This is a genomic window from Paenibacillus sp. E222 (genome assembly GCF_013401555.1).
Taxonomy (GTDB): domain Bacteria; phylum Bacillota; class Bacilli; order Paenibacillales; family Paenibacillaceae; genus Paenibacillus.
Genome location: NZ_CP058552.1, coordinates 6,978,036 through 6,995,011 on the forward strand (window position 1 = coordinate 6,978,036; position 16,976 = coordinate 6,995,011).

Annotated in this window: 18 protein-coding genes; 1 reads left to right on the forward strand and 17 read right to left on the reverse strand. The window is 47.2% G+C overall.

Annotation, left to right across the window (positions count from 1 at the left end; translation table 11 throughout):
* Positions 1-164: 164 nt before the first annotated feature.
* The 16 genes from HW560_RS31150 to cysT form a co-directional block, all read right to left on the reverse strand.
* Positions 165-791: an ABC-2 transporter permease gene (locus HW560_RS31150; protein ID WP_179265491.1), complete on the reverse strand. Its 627-nt coding sequence runs from the start codon at positions 789-791 to the stop codon at positions 165-167.
* Positions 784-1,650: an ABC transporter ATP-binding protein gene (locus HW560_RS31155; protein ID WP_179265959.1), complete on the reverse strand. Its 867-nt coding sequence runs from the start codon at positions 1,648-1,650 to the stop codon at positions 784-786. Before HW560_RS31155 ends, HW560_RS31150 begins: the two co-directional genes overlap by 8 nt.
* Positions 1,650-2,030, reverse strand: coding sequence for a GntR family transcriptional regulator (locus tag HW560_RS31160; protein ID WP_179265492.1), 381 nt, complete (start codon positions 2,028-2,030; stop codon positions 1,650-1,652). The genes HW560_RS31155 and HW560_RS31160 overlap by 1 nt, the downstream gene beginning before the upstream one ends.
* 220 nt (positions 2,031-2,250) lie before the next feature.
* Positions 2,251-2,832, reverse strand: coding sequence for an ATP-dependent Clp endopeptidase proteolytic subunit ClpP (gene clpP, locus HW560_RS31165; protein ID WP_090894498.1), 582 nt, complete (start codon positions 2,830-2,832; stop codon positions 2,251-2,253).
* Between the two features lie 18 nt (positions 2,833-2,850).
* Positions 2,851-3,717 (reverse strand): RNA polymerase sigma factor, encoded by an 867-nt coding sequence (locus HW560_RS31170; RefSeq protein WP_179265493.1) that lies wholly within the window; start codon positions 3,715-3,717, stop codon positions 2,851-2,853.
* A 133-nt stretch (positions 3,718-3,850) separates the two neighbouring features.
* A complete protein-coding gene (locus HW560_RS31175; RefSeq protein ID WP_179265494.1) occupies positions 3,851-4,630 on the reverse strand; it encodes an MBL fold metallo-hydrolase in 780 nt (259 codons plus the stop codon).
* A 157-nt stretch (positions 4,631-4,787) separates the two neighbouring features.
* Complete coding sequence (locus HW560_RS31180) at positions 4,788-5,234, reverse strand: hypothetical protein (RefSeq protein ID WP_179265495.1); 447 nt, start codon at positions 5,232-5,234, stop codon at positions 4,788-4,790.
* A 56-nt stretch (positions 5,235-5,290) separates the two neighbouring features.
* Entirely contained in the window at positions 5,291-6,226 is a 936-nt protein-coding gene (locus HW560_RS31185; RefSeq protein WP_063564391.1) for an ABC transporter ATP-binding protein, read from the reverse strand.
* Complete coding sequence (locus HW560_RS31190; protein ID WP_179265496.1) at positions 6,223-7,248, reverse strand: ABC transporter ATP-binding protein; 1,026 nt, start codon at positions 7,246-7,248, stop codon at positions 6,223-6,225. Before HW560_RS31190 ends, HW560_RS31185 begins: the two co-directional genes overlap by 4 nt.
* 260 nt (positions 7,249-7,508) lie before the next feature.
* Positions 7,509-8,354 carry an ABC transporter permease gene (locus HW560_RS31195; protein ID WP_179265497.1) on the reverse strand — a complete coding sequence of 282 codons (846 nt, stop codon included), beginning with the start codon at positions 8,352-8,354 and terminating at the stop codon, positions 7,509-7,511.
* A gap of 7 nt (positions 8,355-8,361) precedes the next feature.
* Positions 8,362-9,312, reverse strand: coding sequence for an ABC transporter permease (locus tag HW560_RS31200; RefSeq protein ID WP_062326882.1), 951 nt, complete (start codon positions 9,310-9,312; stop codon positions 8,362-8,364).
* 472 nt (positions 9,313-9,784) lie between these two features.
* Positions 9,785-11,392, reverse strand: a complete 1,608-nt coding sequence (locus HW560_RS31205) for an ABC transporter substrate-binding protein (protein ID WP_179265498.1) — start codon at positions 11,390-11,392, stop codon at positions 9,785-9,787.
* Positions 11,393-11,615: 223 nt separating this feature from the next.
* The gene (locus HW560_RS31210) at positions 11,616-12,680 is read right to left on the reverse strand and encodes a sulfate ABC transporter substrate-binding protein (protein ID WP_179265499.1); all 1,065 of its coding nucleotides are present in this window, start codon (positions 12,678-12,680) and stop codon (positions 11,616-11,618) included.
* Positions 12,681-12,735: 55 nt separating this feature from the next.
* On the reverse strand, positions 12,736-13,800 hold the full coding sequence (locus tag HW560_RS31215) for a sulfate/molybdate ABC transporter ATP-binding protein (protein ID WP_024629354.1): 1,065 nt from the start codon (positions 13,798-13,800) through the stop codon (positions 12,736-12,738).
* Position 13,801: 1 nt separating this feature from the next.
* Positions 13,802-14,599 carry a sulfate ABC transporter permease subunit gene (locus tag HW560_RS31220; RefSeq protein ID WP_090894479.1) on the reverse strand — a complete coding sequence of 266 codons (798 nt, stop codon included), beginning with the start codon at positions 14,597-14,599 and terminating at the stop codon, positions 13,802-13,804.
* A complete protein-coding gene (cysT, locus tag HW560_RS31225; protein ID WP_063564398.1) occupies positions 14,596-15,411 on the reverse strand; it encodes a sulfate ABC transporter permease subunit CysT in 816 nt (271 codons plus the stop codon). Before cysT ends, HW560_RS31220 begins: the two co-directional genes overlap by 4 nt.
* 366 nt (positions 15,412-15,777) lie before the next feature.
* On the opposite strand from cysT, the gene HW560_RS31230 reads away from it, so the two are divergent.
* Positions 15,778-16,179, forward strand: coding sequence for a secondary thiamine-phosphate synthase enzyme YjbQ (locus HW560_RS31230; RefSeq protein WP_179265500.1), 402 nt, complete (start codon positions 15,778-15,780; stop codon positions 16,177-16,179).
* 194 nt (positions 16,180-16,373) lie between these two features.
* On the opposite strand, the gene HW560_RS31235 is transcribed toward HW560_RS31230, so the two are convergent.
* The gene (locus tag HW560_RS31235; protein WP_063564400.1) at positions 16,374-16,976 is read right to left on the reverse strand and encodes a TetR/AcrR family transcriptional regulator; all 603 of its coding nucleotides are present in this window, start codon (positions 16,974-16,976) and stop codon (positions 16,374-16,376) included.

Below are 16,976 nucleotides of genomic sequence, written 5' to 3' on the forward strand. Positions count from 1 at the left end.
TTTGCAGATTAACGACAGCTTGTCTGGCAGGTCACAAATTTTAAATCTTCTGTAACACAAAAAGTCGCCATTTGGCGACTTTACTTTTTGGGCTGCTGTTCTGCTGTTCTCGACTGGCAAAGTAAGTTAGAAATTTTTTTTATTGAAATCCTTCTTCATTCATCCTATAGATCTTTCCTTGCAAACAGTCGGACCGTTACAAAATAGGAGACAATGAACAACAGAAGAATGCAAACTGAAACAAAAACATAAACCGAAGCACGACCCATTCCGTTCTCGCCTGCCATATATAGGAGCGAGGCAACAGGTTGCGCTAAAATAATAAGAACGATCATGAAAACCGTATTAATGATTCCCGCTCCCTTTTTACTAAGGGCGTAAAAAAGAGGCATATAGATCGAAATTAAAACCAGCACCATTCCAATCGAAATCAGGATGTCCAGTACTGAAAATTCCGGCTTGTTCAGTTCGGGAAAAAGAAAGTTAACCAGCCAGTGAGCGCCAGACGAAGCGAAAACTCCAAAAAGCGTATAGAGAATGGCAGACAGATACTTCGCTTGCACAATGTTTCTTCGGCTAAGCGGAAGTGTGACAAGAAATTTATGATTATGGTTTTTGATATCAATCATAGTTGCAAGCATAATCGAACCGAAAGCAGTATATATCCCTACAAAATACATCGACATTTCCACTGTCGGGATAAATGCGACACTGAATACAACAAAATAAAAAAGGATGGCCCATAGCGAGCTTTTCAAAGCGATATAATCTTTGCGAAGCAAGTTAAGCATGATGTCGTTCCCCCTTGGCCGTAAAATAGATAAGGTCTTCGAGGGAGGGTCTATGTAAAAGAGCATAATTGCCAAATAATCGTTCTGCTTCCGCCCTGTTATCTGCCAAGCCTTCAAAACCAACCGCTGTCTCACGGATTCCGACGAATTGTCCTCGCGTGTCCGCATCAAGCAGCTTCATGTCCCCCTTTACTATTATGTACCTTTCAAGCACATCATCCTTTGCTTCATTAAACACAATCTTTCCTTTATTGATGAACGTAATATAATCTGCTATACGCTCCAAATCCGTCGTGATATGAGTCGAGAAAATAATAGATCGAGTTTCGTCCTGTATCATATCTGCAAGCAGGTCAAGCAGTTCTCTCCGAAACACAGGATCAAGCCCGGATGTAGGCTCATCCATGATGAGTAGCTCAGCATCGTGAGATAAAGCGATAGCCAGTGAAAATTTGATTTTCATGCCTTTGGACAGTTCTTCAATCTTCTTTTTGGGAGACAATTCGAATTGCTCCAGGTAGTTGTTAAATTGCTTCTCATCCCATTTCTTATAAAAAGGAGCAATCATGCTTTTCATTTCACGGATCGTAAGATGCTCATAATAGAAACATTCATCTGAAACAATGCCAATGCCTTCTTTAACATTAACTTCCTGAGCAGGCATCTCTTTTCCCAATGTTTTGATGCTCCCGGAGTCTGGACGAATCAAGCCGGTGATTAAGTTGATCAGTGTGCTTTTCCCCGCCCCGTTCGGGCCGATAAGTCCGGTAATATAACCTTGTTTTACATCCAAAGTGATCTGATCCAGCTTAAATAAGGGGTACGTTTTGGATAGGTTGCGCAACTCAATTGCGTTCATCATGCTTCTTCCTCCTCAACTAGCAACGTAAAATGCTTAACTACATCTTGAACACTCATGCCCAGTTCCTTGCTCTCACGAAGGACATCGAGCATTTTATCTTCGATTCGTTTCAGCCGCTGTTCCCGAATAAACTCATGATTGGCCCCGGAAACAAAACAGCCTTTGCCTACGACAGAATCAATCAGTTTCTCTTTCTCCAGTTCTTCATAGACACGTTTGGTTGTAATTACACTGACCTGCAGATCCTTCGCAAGTTGACGGATGGAGGGGAGACTCTCCCCTGCAACCAGTTCCCCGCTTAAAATGCTCTGTCTAATCTGGGTCAGAATCTGCATGTAGATGGGATCGCTTGATGCGTTTGATATTAGTATGTTCATGTTCTCTCACCTCACTGGTTTCAATCCAACCCATGTATAGTGTATATATATAATATATACACTATACATGGGTTGAGTCAATAATCATTCAATTTTTTTTCAATACAGATAAGACAGCAAAGTAGCCCGGAAAGTCGAATGACCTTCCGGGCTACTTTACTGTTCATTATACTTGCTTTTCTTTTGTCGTGTTTTTTGGCATGTATGGTATCTTTTTTTCTTACGTACTGGATATGACCTTATCCACAAGACCATACTCGACGGCTTCCGCAGCGGTCAGAAAATAATCTCTGTCTGTATCCTTTTCAATCCGATCCATCGGCTGTCCCGTATGATCGGCAAGCAGCTTATTGAGGCGCTGACGATGCTGGATAATCCGGTTGGCATGAATCAGCATATCCGAGGCCTGCCCCCGTGTTCCGCCAAGCGGCTGGTGAATCATAATTTCACTGTTTGGCAGCGCCAGCCGTTTCCCTTTTGTTCCACCCACCAGCAGGATCGTACCGAAGCTGGCTGCCATGCCTGTGCAGATCGTGGAAATGTCAGGCTTCACGAATTGCATCGTGTCAAAGATGGAGAATCCGGCAGTCACGGAACCACCCGGACTGTTGATATACATCTGGATATCCTTCTCCGGGTCCTCTGCGGTCAGAAACAACAACTGGGCCACGATCGCATTCGCCATCTGATCCTCAATTTCTCCGGATACCATAATGATCCGATCTTTCAGCAAACGGGAATAAATATCATAGCTCCGCTCTCCGCGGGCTGTCTGTTCAACAACATAAGGTACCACGTTCATGCATTTTGCCTCCCCGGTTTACGCAACCATGGTAACCGTATATCCTCCCCCATACGACATGGAATTCGTACCGGAGCTTGAATAACTGTACATCACTGGCTGCATCGATTGAGACGGCAGAGTCTGCTGCAAAATCGTTCCCGCCACAGCCATCGGATCATCGGTCTGACTCAGGCATAGATCAATTAAACGGGCAGTATCACCGCTGCGGAACGCCAGCAAATAACTGCGCAGTTCCTCCCTATTTTGCGGATGCTCTTCCAATTGATTGGTCTGATCAGCATCCGCTTCATGCAGGCTGTGCCTCACTTTCGCCAGAGCAGTGCGGGCACGACTCAGGGCAGCTTTGACCGCCCCTTCCGTCGTATCCAACAGTTCAGCAGTCTCTACCGTCGTGTATCCCATTAAATCACGTAACATATATATCGCTCGCTGCCACGGTGGCAGTTCATCCACAAGGATTTGAACAGCGGACTCGACTTCCTCGAATCGCTCTTCTTCCTCAAATTCTTGCATAAATGGCTTCATGCTTTCCAGTTTGCTTGCCAAGTTCTCACGCTTCCGTATGGCGTCAATCCAGGTGTTGCGTGCAACACGGATGAGATAGGCTTCCCAGTTCATGTCCGCTGTCATTCCCGTTCTTCGGGCAGCTGAAGAGGATAATGCTTTAACACATGTATCCTGAACCAGATCCTCCGTCTCCCAGACCGAACCAGTTAATGACATACAGTAGGCGTACAACGAGCCCAGCAGGCTCGGAAGCGCAGCTTCAATCGTTTGCTCTAACGTATATCCGGTTTGAACACCGGAATGGTTATAGGGTTCAACCTGTTTATCATCATGTGGTCTGTTGATTCTGCAATCCACGGACTTCACAAAGGCCATGTTTGGGGCCCCCCTTTGTTGGTTCCTGATTGATCTTGCTTCAATTCACTTGCTGTAATGGCCTTACACTATGTAAACGAAGAACCTCCTGCAAAGGATACGCTCTTCTGAATTTATTTTTAACATGGCTGTCCTATTCTCCCAGCTTCACCTTCAGACCAGTAAGTGCCAGCGTAATCCCCTGATCCAGATCATAATTCTGGCGTACATCCACGTCGTGAGACATATGTGTAAAATAGGTCTGACCCGGCTTCAATTCCTGCAACAGCTCCTGCGCCTCAACCATATCGTACACCGAGCGTGTGGAGAATTCCGCAAGTTCATGAACAAAGCTCGTTCCGAGTACCAGCAGATCCAGCCCATATAGCGGCTGCTTCTCCGAAGCCTTCAGATCAATGGCATCCGAGCAATATGCCCAGGTATATCCTTCACGCTCCAATCGATACGCATACGAATAGCCATTATGACCGTGGCAAACTTTCCAGGAGTGCACCTTCCATCCACCGAGCTCGATATCCGCATCCGTTTCCAGAAAATTCATATGACGACCGAGCCATGGAAACTGACTTTGGATGGTCGCGATCACCTCCCGTGGTGCATACAACTGCCCTTTTACACCCAACCAGCGACACGCATCTGCCCATTCGGGCAAGCCTCCAATATGATCAAAATGCGCATGAGTGATCAGCAGCGTCTGCACCATCCGCATCCCTTGATCTTCCATCTGTGATCTCCAGTCCGGTCCGCAGTCAATCATGAAAGGTTCGTGCTCGCCATCACTATGAATCAAAACAGCAGCACGTTTGCGAAGGTTGATCCCCGTAATTCGGGCTTCTGTACAAACGTCACAATCACAATACACCCGCGGAACACCCATCGCATCCCCGGTTCCCAGAAATGTTAGCTGATTCATTATGAAAGTCCCCTCTCTATCCCGGAAGCAATACATCCCAAATTCGTGTTCCATCCGATTAATGATATGTAAATTGTAATCTCCCACCTCTGTTTTTGCAAAAAAAAGACCATCACGCCGCAGTTAATCACTGCAAACGGGACAGTCTGTTGTTTCACTATACCAAAGCCCGCAGCTTCAACGTCAGCTCTTGGCCCTCAGGTACATGTTTGGATTCGGTAATCACCCAGTTTGATGCAAGGCGTTTGGCCAGTACATCTGCCTGCTCCGGTTTTAATATCAACCCGGTTACGATGCCTTCACCCACAGTGAAGTCTTTCTCCGGCTGTAATCCGAAGGACTTTTGCAAGTAGATTCCCAGACCACCACGAGTGTTAAAGGTAATCCGGTAGCCGTCTTTAACCGCACCTTCCAGATTCTCGCCATGCTCGTCCGCATAGGAGAAAAGATCATCATATCTGTAGTGCTCCTCAGACACGGCATCAAAAGCAGCCACATCTTTGGCTTGAATCGCTTCCAACAAAGCTGCATCTGACATGCCTTTGCTACGAGCCTGTTCCAGCCGAATCGCTGTATTTTGGGACAACTTAAACTCAGCGCTCATCCAACTCACACCTTCCTGCCACTATATATCATTAGTCCATTGAACTTCCTAATCCATTATATCCTGTCTCGATAGCCGGATACAAAGTGTCCTGGCGAAACTTCCATCCACTCCGGTTCTTCATCCCGTCCCCGAGCGGATGGATCGGTATCCCCACTGTAGATCGGCGGCATCACGTTCCGCACCGTTGGATCAGGTACAGGAATTGCTGCCAGCAATGCCTGGGTGTACGGATGTACCGGATTACGGTACAGTTCTTCTGTTGGTGCTACTTCTACCAGCTTACCGCGATACATCACACCGATTCGGTTGGAGATGTGGCGTACCATGGACAGATCATGGGCAATGAACAAATAGGTCAGTCCCAGCTCTGCCTGCAAATCTTCAAGCATATTGACCACCTGTGCCTGTACGGACACATCCAGGGCGGACAACGGCTCATCACACAAAATAAACTCCGGGTTCACCGACAATGCACGGGCAATGCTGATCCGCTGACGCTGCCCTCCACTGAATTCATGTGGATAACGCTCCGCGTGCTCTGGCTTCAGGCCCACGCGGTTCATCAGGTCAAGCGCTCGCCCCTTCATCTCTGCCTTGGAAGCATAATTATGAATTTCCATAGGCTCACTAATAATCTGCAGGACATTCATACCCGGATTCAGTGAAGAATAGGGGTCCTGAAAAATCGTCTGCATCCGTTTGCGAAATGGCTTCAACTGGCGTTCATTCATCTTTGCAACGTCCTGTCCACCAAACATAATGCTTCCGTCCGTCACATCATAAAGTCTTACGATGCTGCGTCCAGTCGTTGATTTGCCACAGCCGGATTCACCGACCAGTCCGAATGTTTCTCCCTTGTGAATATGAAAACTGACGTTGTCCACGGCTTTCACGACGTCTTTGCCTTTGCCAGCACCACGTACCGGAAAATGTTTTTTCAAACCACGCACGTCCAGCAGTACTTCACGCTGATCGATTCCTGTACTCATTTCTCCACCTCCTCTGACGATGCTCCTGTTTGTACTTGATGTTGTTCCCGACCTTGATCGTCCAGCAACCAGCATAGCGCTCGATGACCGGGTGCAGTCTCGGTATACTTAGGCATCTGTTTGCATACTTCCATGGAGTGTGGGCAACGTTCCATAAACGGACATCCGGTTGGCGGATGAAGCAGATTGGGCGGTGTACCTTCGATGGTTGCCAGCCGCTGGCGTCCACCTTCCTCGCCGTGCTTCGGAATGGAGCGCAGCAATCCCTGAGTATACGGATGCTGCGGATGAGCGAAAATACGCTCCACTGGCCCCTCTTCCATAATAAGTCCACCGTACATCACAATCACTCGGGTACAGACCTGAGCAACGACACCAAGGTCATGCGTAATCATCAGAATGGATGTCTGCGTGGACTCTTTTAGTTCCTGCATCAGCTGTAAAATCTGTGCCTGAATGGTCACATCCAGCGCTGTCGTCGGTTCATCCGCGATCAATAACTCCGGCTTGCAGGACAGAGCCATGGCAATCATTACCCGCTGTCTCATGCCTCCGCTGAACTCGTGTGGATATTGGTCAATCCGTTCTTCCGGAGAAGGAATGCCCACTTGCCGCAGCAACTCAATCGCTTCCTTGCGTGCAGCCGACTTGTCCATTTTCCGGTGACGACGAATGACCTCTGTCATCTGTTTGCCTACACGAACCACTGGATTAAGTGAGGTCATCGGGTCCTGGAAAATCATCGAGATGCGGTTGCCCCGGATTTTGCGCAGCTCCTTGTCCGACTTGGTCAGCAGATCCTCTCCACGGAACAGAATCTGACCATCCGTAATCCGGCCCGGCGACTGGATCAGCCGAATCAGCGAACGGGCGGTAACACTTTTGCCACTTCCGGATTCGCCGACCAGCCCAACCACTTCACCTTCTTTTAACGTAAAACTCACACCCCGGACGGACTGTACCTCACCTTCCCGAGTTGCAAAGGACGTTTTCAGTTGTTTGACCGATAATAAATCTGTCATTGTATTCACCCCGCTGTGTAAGTTCAACCAAAGAATATTTACACTAGCCACTCCAAAGACAGAACAACCTTCCGATCGCTGTTATCCCCAGATTTTTTTGATTCCCTTTTCGTAAGGGAAAATCCGGTGATAGCGTATGCTTCCGATGTAGCTTTCTTTCAGAAAGCTTTTAGGCGAACTCTTCGCTTCTTCAGGTTATTTCTGTCTTCTCCGTTCTCGTGTAAAATGTTTAGTCGAACCTATATTTAGTCGAAAATCATCTATCGCTTGTTCGCTTTGGGCTCGAAGGCTACGCGGAACACATCCCCCAGGAAGTTAAACGACAGCACCGTCAGCAAAATAAACAGTCCCGGGAAAATCGCCATATACGGCGCTTCACTAATAAAGCCTTGTGCATCATTCAACATGCTGCCCCAAGAAGAGTTCGGTTGTTTAACACCCAGTCCGAGGAAGCTTAGTGACGATTCCATCAGAATCGCACTCGCGATGTTGATGGTTGCTGCGACAATAATGGTTGGAATAATGTTGGGAATAATGTGCTTCATGATGATCCGGCCAGGCTTTTGACCCGATACACGCGCATACAGTACGTATTCCCGCTGCTTGACCGACATCGCCTCAGCCCTGACAATCCGGGCAATATTCATCCAGCTCAGCACCCCGATAATGACAATAATCGTACCGATCCCCGGCTTCAGATAAGCGTTCAGGATCAGCATCAGGAAAAAGGATGGAATCGACATGAGCACGTCAACAATACGCATCAACGTATTATCCACCCATCCGCCAAAATAACCACTAACCGTACCTACCAGTGTTCCCATAATAACGGCGATTGCCATCGACAGGAAACCTACGGCGAGAGACACTCGTCCTCCGTATAACGCCCGAGCCAAATAATCCCGTCCGTAATCGTCCGTACCAAACCAGTGATCTGCACTTGGCTGTTGAAGTCGCTCCATCACTACAATTTCATTCGGATCATGTGGAGACAGGAACGCAAACAGGGATGCGAGCACAAAGATGCCCAATATGATGACAGCCGCAAGGCCCAGTTTCTGCTGTCTTAACTGCGTCCGTAAATTACGCCAGCGCATTGAATTCATTTTTGTCTCACCCCGTTGTCTTGATTCGTGGATCTACCACGCCATATAAGATATCAGCTACCAGGTTTCCGACGACCAGCAGCACAGAGGACATCATCGTAATGCCCATAATAATCGGATAATCCAAGCCGTGAACGGCTGAAATCCCTAGAGATCCCATTCCCGGCCATGAGAAAACGGACTCCGTAATAAACGCTCCTGCAATCAGCTCTGGCAAAGACATACCGAGAATGGTGATTACAGGCAGCAGTACATTTTTGAGTACATGACGAAGCAGTACCGTTCCTTTGGTTGCGCCGTAGGCATACTGGATTTGAACATAGTCCTCTTCCAGTTGACTGATTGTATTCGAGCGAATATACCGCATGTACACGGATACGTTCATGAAGGTCAATACGGTACATGGCAAAATGCCGTGTTTGATTATATCCCATGCAGAGTCCATACCCACCGTTCGCATCCCCATGCTTGGTAACCAGTGCAGCTCTACTGCAAAGAAATAGATCAGCATCATACCGAACCAGAAGCTAGGAATCGATATCCCGATATACGAGATTAAGCTGAGTCCACGGTCAAACAGGCTGTTCTGACGCGAACCCGCAATCATGCTCAGCGGAATAGAAATCAGCAAAGACAATAATAGCGATGCCCCCATCAATCCAAATGTAGCGGGCAATCGTTCAATAATCATTTCGGCAACCGGGCGATGGTTCACCAGTGAATAACCAAGGTCACCAGACAGTACATTTTTGAGCCATACGACATATTGCACGTACATCGGTTGATCAAGACCGAGGTTTTGCCGAATACGCTCCACATCTTCTGCCCCCATATTCGGGGTAACAAAGGAAAGCACCGGATCGCCCGGCGCCAGCTTGATCAAGGTGAACGATACGATGGAGATTACAAAAAGAAGAGGGATCGCTTGTGCGATCCTTCGAACAATATAGTTGTTCACATGGGCACCTCCGAATCAACGCCGGCCTCGCGGCCGGCGTTATTGGCTTGTTATATAGTATGAACGCATGTGGATTGAACCAAGGATTCACATCGGCCACTCCGATGGCAGAAAAATCTTCCGATCACTGTTATCCCCGGATTTCTTGATTTCCTATTCTATATAAGTTCAACTAATGAATATTTACACTGGCACTCCGATGACAGAACAACCTTCCGATCGCTGTTACCCCCAGATTTCTTTGATTCCTTTATAAAAAGGGGAAATCTGGGGATAAAGGCGAACGCTTTGCTTCTTCAGGTTATTTCTGTCCTCTCCGTTATTGTGTAAATGTTTAGTTGAACATATATGAACATATATAGTAGGAAGAAATCCAGTGATAAAGGCGAACACGTCGTTTCTCCAGATTTTTTCTGCCCTCTACGTTCTTTGTGAATCTCGAAGGTTCAAACAATACGTTCATTCTATATGATTATTTTTTAAATAGTTTGGACAGATCTTCAAGCATCACGACTGGTTTCGGATTTGCATCTTCAACGCCGCCGTAAGTGTTGTCAATCGCTACTACAGCTTTCGTGTAGGCAATCGGGTATACCGTCATTTCGTTTGCTACAGTTTGTTGGATTTGTTTGTACAAATCGCCACGTTTCGTTTCGTCAATTTGAACGGCTGCTTCATTCCACAGTTTATCGAAATCGGCATTTTTGTAATGGGAGTAGTTATATGCCGCATCACTCAGGAAGAGAGATTTATAAGCATCTGGCTCATACCCCATAATGTATCCACCAAAGGACAATTCAAAGTCTGTGTTGTTCATATCCAATGTGCGGTTACCGTAAGCTGTTCCATCCATCGGCAGCAATTCTACTTCAATGCCCACGTCTTTCAGTTTTTGCTGAATGTACAGCGCTTGGCTTGTTTGTGGTTTGTTGGTGTTTGTGTAAGCAAGACGCAATTTCAGGTTGCTTACGCCTGCATCAGCCAGCAATTGTTTTGCTTTTTCCACGTTGTAGTCGTATTTCTCAACATCGTCCGTTTGGTACAACGTGTCCGGTGTCAGAATCGACGGAGCCGGTTCAGCAAAGTCAGCTGAAGAATACGAAGCAGTGATCAATTCATTTTTATCCAAAGCATAAGCGATGGCTTGACGAACTTCTTTCTTTTGCATCGAAGGCACGTTCAGGTTGAACACCATGTATTGCAAGCGACCTTCCGGGTAAGTCAGCATGTTGAATTTGCCTGTGTCGTTCAATTTGTTGTAATCCTGTGTGTCAACCATACGCATTTGAATCTCGCCGTTTTGCAAAGCCAGGTTCGCTGCATTTGGATCTTTCGCTACACGATACGTCACGCTATCCAGATGAGCTTTGCCTGCAAAGTAATCATCAAAACGTTCCAGTGTTACGTATTCGCCCGGACGGTATTCCTTGAACTTGAACGGACCGGAACCGATCGGGTTGTTGTTTTTGTCGCTTTTCTCAATATCGGCTTCGCCTTCAAAAATATGTTTAGGGATTGGAGAGAAAGAAACCAATGCTCCTTCAAAAGCAGCAGATACTTCCGGCAATTTGAATTCTACCGTCAGGTCATCGACCTTGGTTACTTTAACCGGTTTGCCATCAAAAACATACTGACTACGGGAAGAACTGTGCTGTTTCTCATCAAGGATACTATCCATCGTGAACACAATATCATCCGCTGTAAGAGGCTGGCCGTCATGCCATTTCAGGCCGTCTTTGAGCTTCAATGTATACGTCAGGTGATCATCAGAGAAGCTGTCGCTCTCTGCGAGCACATACGTTTTTTTGCCATCATTCACATTGAACAGTGGAGCATATAAAGATTGATCAATCGTCAACGTTACACGGTCACCCGCATAGATCGGATTCATCACTTTAGGATCATCCTGAACGGCAATGATGATGCTTCCGCCATCTTTCGGTTGGCTATCATCCGTTGTCGCTGTATTTTCTGCGGTATTAGACGAAGAACTTGTTCCGTCACCGCTGCTTCCGCATGCACTCATGATTGCCACAACCAGAACCAGCATCAATGACAGCCACATTTTTTTCGATTTCATTATGATATTTCCCCTCGCTGTAATTTAACGTTCTGTTAGATAGTATAGGCAAGGATTCGACAAATTGCAACGATTTTTTCCAACTTAACCTATCGGGTTTAAATGAAATAACATTATTGCCTAGCAATGCAAAAAACCTCCATATCACTTTTTATCGTGAAAGGGAGGTTTGAATAACAATTAATCTTCTGAAATTCAATAACAGGACGATGCTCGTACGATCTTACAACCCGGCCAACACCTGGTACCATACGCCTCGTTTGGAATACAGTGTACTGCGTACCTTGTCCCATCCGCCGAGGTAGTTAATATCGAACAGACCTTCAGGCGTTGGGAACGAGGACTTCGTCTCTGCAAACACCTCAGGATCTACCGAACGGAAACCGTGCTTGGCAAAAATGCGCTGTGCTTCCGGTGTTCGCAGATAGGCTACAAAAGCCTCCGCCAATTCACGATTGCCATGCTTATCCGCATATTTGTCCACAACAACCGCCGGATTCTCAATCAGGATTGTGTTTTTGGGAACCACGATATCATAATTGACACCCTTGGCAATCCGGGCAAGCAATTCATTTTCATACGTGACGATAACGTCACCCACGCCATATTCAAATGCCGCCATGGAGGATCGGCCACTCTTATCCAGTGACTCAACATTCTCATGTACTTTTTCCAGAAAAGCTTTAGCCACGGCAGGATCTTTCTTCCCTTGCTCCTCCTCAGATAACTTCAACCCTGCACCATAGATGGCATTAATGTCCCACTGTGCTCCGCCTGACGTCTTCGGATTAGGATAAAGCACCTTAACCCCCGGCTTGGTCAAATCTTCAAAATCGCGAATACCCAGCGGGTTGCCTGCTCTTGTACCCAGAACAACAATCGAGCGGGTGATCATGCCATCACTCGGTGCCTGTTTCCAGTTGGAGCTGACCAGATCAGCTTTGACCAGCTTGTCGATATCACTTTCCATCGCCAGAAGCGCAACATCAGCTTCGAATCCACCAACAATGGCTCTGGCTTGTGTCCCTGAGGCTTCATAGGATTCTTGAAAGTGAACCGTCTGTCCAGTCTTGGCTTTCCATTCCGCCTGGAACTTGGGCAATAACTCTCCGACGGCGTCTTTGGCTACACTGTAAGCACCGATAACCAATGTATTGGATTGGTCGTCTGTCGAAGTTCCGTTCTGTCCGCTCGCATCCTCCTGCTTGCTACATCCAACGGTCATGCAGACGAGCAGAAGCATGAGGACAACGTATAAAGGGTTGAATTTCTTCTTCATCGTCTGCATGGGCAGCACCTCTCTCCAAAATTCTAGAACAATTCTGAAACAAATAATCTTCTGATTAGATGATGACCGGCATTGGATCTTCCTTCAATCGGTTCTCAACAACCCAGCTATGGGTATCATTGAACAGATATGCCCGATGCACAAGCACCCGAATCTGTTGGCCGACTTGCAGCGTTGTTTTCTCCAGGGAACGATACGTAATGAGTTTATGGCCTTCAACTTCCACTTCCACCATCCATTCACTTCCGCGGAAATGAAGGTGTTTGACGGTACCCTTTTCAGTAGCAGACAACATGCTAAACTCGTTCTTCAAACCGATCTCGATATACTCAGGGCGGATCAACGCACGGGTGCGCTCCCCTTCCACCGCATGTTCGAAACCCTTGAGCTGTGAAGCATCCTCCACAACGGTGGATTCCCCGATAAATGTAGCAACAAAAGGTGTCTCTGGATTTTTGTAAATATCCCATGGCGTGCCCTTCTGCTCCAACCGCCCTTGGCTGATAATCATAATTTCGTCGGCAACTTCAATCGCTTCATCCTGGTCATGGGTTACAAAAATCGAAGTGATACCCACCCGCTCAATCAGTTCTCTCAGCCACGAACGCAATTCCTGACGGATCTTGGCATCAATGGCGGCAAACGGTTCATCCAGCAGCAGCAACTGGGGCTCAGGGGCCAATGCTCTGGCAAAAGCGACACGCTGCCGCTGTCCACCAGACAACTGATGTGGATAACGCTGTTCGAAACCTTTCAGCCCTGTCAATTCCACCAGCTCCATGACCCGATCACGGATCTGTGCTTTGGGGGTCTTTTTGACCTTGAGTCCAAAGGCGATATTATCAAATACCGTCATATGTTTGAACAAAGCATAGTTCTGAAATACAAATCCGATTCCCCGCTCCTGCGGAGGCAGATGGTTTACGACCTTTCCGTGAAAACGAATTTCCCCGGAACCTGGATTCTCCAGACCCGCCAGCATACGCAGAATGGATGTTTTCCCACCTCCGCTGGGTCCCAGCAAACCGATTAGATGGCCTTTGGCAATATCGAACGAGACATCTTTTACCGCATGAAAATCACCGAAATGTTTGTTCAGATCACGGACTTCCACATGCATCTCAATGCACTTCCTTTCGCTTCTTGGCCCATTCCATCATAAGCAGCAGCCCGACAGAAAAGGTAACCAGTACCAGTGCCACACCATTTGCGGCAGCTACGTTAAAATTCTCTACATCCTGATATACAAGCGTTGTGGCCGTCTGCGTTTTGTTCATAATGTTACCGGATACAACCAGCACTGCACCGAATTCCCCAAGCGAACGGGCCACCGTCAACACAAGACCGTACACAACCGCCCAGCGGATGGAAGGCCAGGTTACACTCCAGAACGTTCTCCAGCCGTATGCACCCAGCGTTGACGCAGCCTCTTCCTGCTGAGATCCAAGCTCCTGCAAGACAGGCATGACCTCTCGGACCATCAGTGGAAACGTGACAAACAACGTTGCAATGACCATGCCCGGGAAGGCATAGACCACATTGAATCCAATTCCTTCAAAAAAAGCGCCCATAATGCTGTTGGGACCCAGCAGTAGTACAATCATCAATCCGCCAATGACGGGTGATACGGCATAGGGCAGATCCACAATGCTGTTCAGCAGCCCTTTCACCCGGTCACTCAGCCATCCGGCGCGAACCAGATAGATGGCCATCATAACGCCAAACAATGTATTTAACAGCGTGACAACAAGTACAACAAGTCCTGTCATCATCAAGGCATGAAGCGCCTCAGGGCGCAACAACCCATCCAGGAATCCTCCTGCCCCGTCTTCAAATGCACCAATAACAATACGTCCAAGCGGGATGATCAGCAGTACAATAAACACCGCAAACGTCAGTCCGATTAATAGTCGCCTCATCGTCTTCTCCCCCGCATCTGTACCAGATTAATGAGCCAGAGGATCAGGAAGGAGAGCGTTAAGAGCAGTACGGAAACGGCCGCGGCACCGGTTGGATTGTCACTTTCGATCTCTCCGTAAATAAATACGGAAGCCGTCAGTGTTCTTCCCGGAATATTGCCTGCCACCAGTACAACAGCCCCGAATTCGGCCAGTGCTCTGGAGAATGCGAGCATTCCCCCACTAATCATGCCCGGAGCCATGGACGGAAGAATGACCTGCCTGAATGTGCGCGCCTTCGATGCTCCCATCGTGTAGGATGCCTCTTCCTCCGAAGGATCGATCTCCTCGAGCAAAGGCTGCACTGCACGAATGACAAATGGAAACGTTACAAAGGTCATCGCGATCACAATCGCAGGCTGGTGAAACACAATTTCAAACCCCATGGATTCCGCCAGTTTGCCAATGGCACTGATCGGACCCAGGAGCAGCATAATCATCAGGCCACCAACGGCTGTTGGCAATGCAAAAGGAAGATCTACAAGACTGTTAAGGAATGACCTCCCAAAAAAGCGATAACGTGTCAGCACCCAGGCAATCATGGTTCCCAGAATGACATTAATCACCGTAGCTATAACAGCCAGCCGGATCGTTAACAGCACAGCTTTCCATGCGATTGGGTCCATAATGCTTTGGATAAAGTTGCTCCATCCTTCAGAGAAGGAATTGACGTACACACCGATGATTGGAAGTACAATGAGTACGATAAAATATAGCAATACGGTACTGCGGAATCCCCAAGTCCATCCCTTGTGACGAAGAACGGTATTCATTGCTGCATTCCCTCCCAGCCTCCGGTTCTATGTCCGGTCGGCAGTCTTCCTGTTTTGGTACAACCATTTTCCTAAGTTGGATTTTATTACTTTAATATTATTCCCATTAGTCTACTTGGTTTTTTGCTTATCTGATACTTTACCAGTTTGCAGTGCTAATCGTCAATGCTTTTATTGAATAAAATCGGCGTACATATGAGATGGATTCATATCTTATTACACTGCCTGCTACACGGCCAGAACAACCTTCCGATCGCTGTTATCCCCAGATTTCTTTGATCCCCTTTTATCTGAGTGGTTTGTTTGGTATGTAATGGTTAAGGTACAATCTAGAGGACATAATTTGGAGCAAAGGAGTGAAGTAGTATGTTATATACGAAGAATTTATCGACATCCCGACGGGATGAGATGAAGGATATTACGCGGGAGGTGGAGCAGGTTGTCCGTGACAGCGGTGTGCAGAATGGAACGGTATTGATATATTGTCCACATACGACAGCAGGCATTGCAATTAATGAAAATGCAGACCCGGATGTCAAACATGACGTGCTGCTTCGTCTGAACGAAGTGTATCCTTGGGAACATCCCGAATATCGGCATGCTGAGGGAAATACGGCTTCTCACTTAAAATCGATCACAACCGGACCATCACAAACGGTGATTATACATGAGGGCAGATTACTGCTTGGCAGATGGCAGGGCATCTACTTTTGCGAATTTGATGGTCCCCGTCAACGGGAATATTTCCTTAAAATCATGGAAGGTTAGCTCCATACCAACCCTTTTTCTATTGATTCGCCATTGATTGAAATAAAAAACAAACAGGCGGCCCACCCAATTTTAGGGATGTAACCCGCCTGTAATGATCTTCTTCGCGCAAAAACTTTCGCGAGACAACGTTATAAAGAATTAATGTTATGACAATTCACCGCCCTGAAGTGTAGGAGTGCGACAAAAGCGCCTTATTGGACGCCAGGCTGGTGTTGGAGATTACGGCAGAGTACTTTGACATGAGATAACGCAGCCGATTCAATCTCTGCAAAGGTTAAACGGTCCTGAATATAATACGATATGAATCCGTGCATGGATAAAAACAGCGTACGTGGTACACATTGAATATCCTCTTCTGTACAGCCCTCTTCATTCATGTATTGCCGAATAATGGAGGCGAACAATTCAAAGCATCTTCCTTGCTCCGTACGACAATACGATAGCAATTCCTCATCCCGAATCATGAACATGATCTCGTACTGATACGGATTCTCCAAACCAAAACGAATAAACTCCATCATGATATGTTCCACCTTGCTCACGCCGCCCATGACTGGCCTGACCATGGCTTGCAGCAGCAAATGCCCCAGATGATTGAAATCCTCAACCACGATGGCATAAAACAGCTCAGCCTTTTCCTTAAAATGGTAATACAGCGACCCATGACTATAGCCCAGATGCTGGCCGATGCTTCGCATCGAAATGGCACGGTATCCTTTGGTAATAAAAAGATGCCTCGCCGCCTCCAGTATCCGCTCCCTCGACAACTCCTGTTCGACTGCTCTTCTAGCCAT